General features: G+C 38.0%; 6 protein-coding genes. 5 read left to right on the top strand and 1 reads right to left on the bottom strand.

Going from position 1 to position 4,714, the window contains the following annotated elements; all coding sequences use genetic code 11:
- The 4 genes from AR333_RS02850 to AR333_RS02865 all read left to right on the top strand — a co-directional run.
- Nucleotides 1-1,180: RHS repeat domain-containing protein (locus AR333_RS02850; RefSeq protein ID WP_172798793.1), on the top strand; the 1,180-nt coding region annotated here is incomplete at its 5' end.
- A 21-nt stretch (nt 1,181-1,201) separates the two neighbouring features.
- A complete protein-coding gene (locus AR333_RS02855; protein WP_068773830.1) occupies nt 1,202-1,855 on the top strand; it encodes a hypothetical protein in 654 nt (217 codons plus the stop codon).
- Nucleotides 1,856-2,073: 218 nt separating this feature from the next.
- Complete coding sequence (locus AR333_RS02860) at nt 2,074-2,664, top strand: hypothetical protein (protein ID WP_068773831.1); 591 nt, start codon at nt 2,074-2,076, stop codon at nt 2,662-2,664.
- A 71-nt stretch (nt 2,665-2,735) separates the two neighbouring features.
- Nucleotides 2,736-3,659: a hypothetical protein gene (locus AR333_RS02865; RefSeq protein ID WP_068773832.1), complete on the top strand. Its 924-nt coding sequence runs from the start codon at nt 2,736-2,738 to the stop codon at nt 3,657-3,659.
- 311 nt (nt 3,660-3,970) lie between these two features.
- Here AR333_RS02865 and AR333_RS02870 read toward each other — a convergent pair whose 3' ends face one another.
- Nucleotides 3,971-4,180, bottom strand: coding sequence for a helix-turn-helix transcriptional regulator (locus AR333_RS02870; RefSeq protein WP_068773833.1), 210 nt, complete (start codon nt 4,178-4,180; stop codon nt 3,971-3,973).
- A 330-nt stretch (nt 4,181-4,510) separates the two neighbouring features.
- On the opposite strand from AR333_RS02870, the gene AR333_RS25715 reads away from it, so the two are divergent.
- A partial coding sequence (locus AR333_RS25715) for a transposase (RefSeq protein ID WP_156430863.1) occupies nt 4,511-4,714 on the top strand: 204 nt, incomplete at its 3' end.

Below are 4,714 nucleotides of genomic sequence, written 5' to 3' on the forward strand. Positions count from 1 at the left end.
ACAGCTGGACGGATCAAGCCATGTGAACTACAAGTACAATGGCGATAACCTGCTGACAGAGCGGACAGAGAACGGAATTACAACCCGTTATTATTATGACGGCGATCAGATGATTGCCGAAGGTGTAGTCACAAATGGGGTGGCCGCTCATAAAGCCAGTTACCTGCGTGGGAATCAATTGGTAGCCCGGGTTGATGCAACGGGCAGTAAAGCATACTATGTTCATAACGGACATGGAGATGTTGTAGAGCTCAGAGATGCAAACGGGAATGTAATTAATCAGTACGCCTATGATCTATGGGGGAATCCAACCACAATACTCAAAGGGGTAGACAATCCGTTCCTTTATAGCGGGGAATATTGGGATGAAAGTGTGAAGCTTCAGTACCTTCGTGCCCGCTGGTATGATCCGAGTATGGGGCGATTTATTAATGAGGATACGTATGAAGGGCAGTTGGATAATCCGCTGAGCTTGAATTTGTATACGTATGTGTTAAATAATCCGTTGAAGTATACAGATCCTAGTGGGCATTGTGTTGCAGGTGTGGATTCTGGATGTTATGTTGATTCGGCTAGTGGTTTAGACGACCAACTTATTGACGCAGTTAGAACGGAAGTAATGAAAAGCTCTTCTTTATGGTCGGATTTACAACAGTATAAACAAAGTTGCAAAAGTACTTCCTGTGTAGAGAATGTCCAAGCTAAACAGAAAATGCTTGAGCATGCTAATGATAAATGGAGGAATAACGCATGTAGTTACAGTGATTGTTCTATAGGAGTAGCTAGTTTTATATTGAATGGTGCAATTGCTGTTGGGGTAAAATTAAAAGTTGCTCTGCCTGAAGAGAGTGAAGGAATTCTTGATAGTATTATAGATTTTGTTTCACCTAAAGCTTATGCCGCGGACCTACCAGATAAATCTATTGGAGAAAAGACGAGATATGGATATATTGAACATTACTACCGTTCAGGTGACCATGGCCCTCCACATGTTCATGTGATCGATGGTGATGGTAACGTAGTAAGAGTAGGGCAAAATGGAAAGCCACTTGATGGAGAACCTAAATTGAATAAGGATCAGGCAAGAATGGTTGAGATGTATAGAGGACAAATCAGAAGTTCAGTTGGTAGAATTATGCGATGGTATCGTAGTAACAATCCAGATAAATACAAGCCCTAAACGTATAGAGGTGGTGACAGAATGAGTGATCATATTACAACCATTAATTCAATTTTTGAGCAAAAGTCTTTAGATAAGAATTCACTTCTTCGTAAAATTAATGAAGCTATGGCCGTTTTATCAATTGGCGAACAACTAGAATTACACTGTCTATTGTCAACTGAAGCACTGGTTGGACTTTACGAGACTATCGGTGAGATAGATATTAATTCTCAAGCAAAAGAACATATAACTTGGCATTATTTTAAACAAAGACTTCTTGTTGAATCTTCAATAGTAGGAGATGATTTCCTTAAGGATCTACTTAGTGTATATGAGGTTACTAGATATTTAGCCTTAGAAAGCCTAATCATAGAACTTTTAAAAACTTTTAGAATTACAAATGAGCAATTAGTTAAGATAGAAGACAATGTAAAAAGTAAAACATTTTTAAAAGAATCGATTTTATATAAATATCGTTCGTATATAGTAAGGGATAATAAATTAACTAAGGACGAGGTTATAGAACTACTTAATCTAAGGGCGTATCATATTCTTGATTTTGCACTTGAAAGCAATGCAGTATCCGTCGAAGGTTTAAATCAATTAATTTTACCGATAGTGACATCAGCAGATAAAAAAAGAAAGGAGGGGCTCTATAACAAAGCAAAGTCAAAGCTAAAAGAAAATTTTTAAACATTTTGAACCACAATACGAAAACTCGTGTTGTGGTTTGTTTTTATTTATGTTGACTAACTAATTAGGCAAGTGATATATTAAAGATGCCTAATTGATTAGTCTTTTATGGAGGGATTCTTATCATTGGACTTGAATACATCGTAAAAGTATACAATGGTACTTTTAAAAAATTAGCTGAGAAATTAGAAATTACACCGCCTACTGTCATGGGGTGGATGAGCAAAAAAAGGCCTATCCCTAAAGCAAAGCTAGAAACCTTATCAAAAATGTTCCAAATAGAGGAAGAGTATTTTCAAAAAGAACTAAATGAAGTTGAAAAAATTGAGATACAGTTGGATTATTTAAGAAGGCTTTCCAATAAGGAAGCTTTTAAAATGCCAGACTTTATTGTAGATGACGATGGAAATAAGCATAAGGTAATGAAATGGATTGATCCTTATGAAGATGAAAGGCGTTTACTGCAAAGAGAGTACGCGATAGAGACTGTGATTTTGCAACTAAGATCCAGCCTTTATAGTGAACTTTATAATCCTGAATTCTTTGGGGATAAAAATTATTTGTGGATTTTACAAGAGCTGTCTAGTTTTTTTATGGAAACTTCGCCCGAAGGATGGAGCGATGAGAGAAAAGAGACCTGGGTGGATCAGCAAAAAAAGAGAGCTTCCGCACTTCGTATGTTATTAAACTATTTTAATCATTTTAAAATAGAACATGAGCAATTTATGCGAGAACAGAGCTTAATGGATGATGACCTTCACGATTTTGTGAGGAAACATGATTTGATTCGAAGCAAAAACGAATTATGACATCACAGTTTCTTATAACATGTCTAATCTCATCTAAAATTTTAGAAGTTATTTAACTCAAGGGGAATTGAATGTTCGATACGATAGTCATGAAAGCCAGTTATGTTTCTATTGCTTTTGAAAATTGGAATAGCTTAAAGCCCGTTATTAAAACGTTTTTGGATGAAGAAATGAGGTTACGCAGACGTTCGTTTGTTCTGCATGATGAGAAGATTCCATATATCAATTACCAGGAATGGAGTCAAAGTTTAATTGTTCAAGTCTCTATTCCTAAATTTCTTTACGGTAATAACGTCAAGCTTCTACAGGAGAAGGACATCATTGTATTTTTCCAACGACTACACGAGAGGTTATTCGAATTATTCGGGGTACCTCTTCGGCCTGAAGATTGGTATTTATATCATAACAGGCTGGATGTCTGCTGGAACTTTGCAGTAGTTGGACAAATCGACGACTATTTAAACCGATTAAGCAGGCTTCAAATTTCATTCAAGAAGACTGTGGTTACGGGGTATTTGGAGACGGTAGCTTTTAAAAACAAGAGCAGTCAGATTATTTTTTACAATAAGCAAAAAGAAGTTATACATAAAAAAGAGAGTAAAGAGATCATAGAGCAAGCGGATGGGCTTCTTCGGATGGAGATACGTCCAAGTCATCATGATTGGACAAAATTTTCGAGACGTAAGCGAGTAATTGATCTTCTAAAGATCGATGTTTTTACGGAGATAACCCGAAAAGTTATGAAGCAAATCATTTTCCCGAATGAGCCGGATGGGATTAATCTTGCTTGGTTAAAATCGCAGTCGTACAAAATTTCTCAGATAGAGACTGTGCTTGGTTTCCAAGTGCTTCATCAAAAGCTGCCAGAAGGCGTGTTAAAACAATTTTATACAGCCGCTACATATGCCAATCGGAAAAATTTAGTCAAGGGCATTCCTCTTCCAAGGAAACAAGAGAAGCTTGAATTACATATAGATTATGCCAAATTGGGTTAAGAAGTGGTATGCTGGGATCGTTTTGTTACGATGCGATAGCGATACAAATCGGACGAAAAAACGGTAAAATCCAGCAAGAATAAGCTTTAGAGATACCAACAACGATGAATTATAAAATTGGAGGAATGACAAGCAATAGAGAAGAAAAGAATGAAAGAAGGAGTAAAGGACCACTTTTCTCGATAAAAGGCGTTCAGATGGTTCTTTTATCAAGGGGGGGGTTATTTACATCAAGTAAGCAGATCTATTTCACCCTGGTCCCCTAAGCTCTTCTGGAAATAGGGGTAGGTTAGGGGGAAGGCGATAGGACTTTATTCCTCTTGTTGGGAAACGATTAATTCGCTGATATCAATTTGCAGTGCCTCGCAGATTTGCTCCAATGTCCGAATGTATACGCGATCTACCTGGTCAGAACAAAGGTGATTGATGGTTGCTATTCGCATATTCATGGATAGTGCAAACTGCCTTTGTGAAATACCTCGTTCAGCAAGGATTTCTCTTAGACGAATTTTAATAATCATTGTAAACCTCCGTACTGATTCCTGTTAAGCGTCATCCTATACCTCGGTAGATGAATTAAGGTTATTCCTGCTAAAGCCGAGTAACTATGCTTGTTCCTTCAAAACGGCAGAAAAAATCCTGAAACTGATTCATTCAGATGGAGCAACCAAACGAGACTATCAGGAAGAGCGGGATTGTATCATCCAAAGCACCATTAGGCGAATCCAGTCATGTAAGAACGAATTGGAATCTCTTGAACAAAGGTTAGCGATGCTGCTTCCACAAACAGGCTATAGGCTAGAAACCATGTATGGTATTGATACGGTAACGGCAGCTAATTTCTTGCGGAGATTGGGTCCATTTCACGATTCAGCAGCAGTAACAAATTAGCCCGCTACGCAGGTATTGCTCCTGTTGTAATCGGCTCAGGAGATAAACATACCAATCACAAGTGCGGACAAGGAAACAGGCAATTGCATCAGCTTTTCTACCAGCTTGCCTGTCGGCAGATCGGGGTGAAGAGAGGAAGCAAACAGCCGAACCATCCCCAATCA

The organism is Paenibacillus sp. FJAT-26967 (assembly GCF_001541095.1).
Classification (GTDB): domain Bacteria; phylum Bacillota; class Bacilli; order Paenibacillales; family NBRC-103111; genus Paenibacillus_F.

Bases quoted from the DNA above. Each gene is read 5' to 3' on its own strand.
- AR333_RS02855 (WP_068773830.1), top strand. From the start codon at position 1,202: ATGAGTGATCATATTACAACCATTAATTCAATTTTTGAGCAAAAGTCT.
- AR333_RS02860 (WP_068773831.1), top strand. From the start codon at position 2,074: ATGAGCAAAAAAAGGCCTATCCCTAAAGCAAAGCTAGAAACCTTATCA.
- AR333_RS02865 (WP_068773832.1), top strand. From the start codon at position 2,736: ATGTTCGATACGATAGTCATGAAAGCCAGTTATGTTTCTATTGCTTTT.
- AR333_RS02870 (WP_068773833.1), bottom strand. From the start codon at position 4,180: ATGATTATTAAAATTCGTCTAAGAGAAATCCTTGCTGAACGAGGTATT.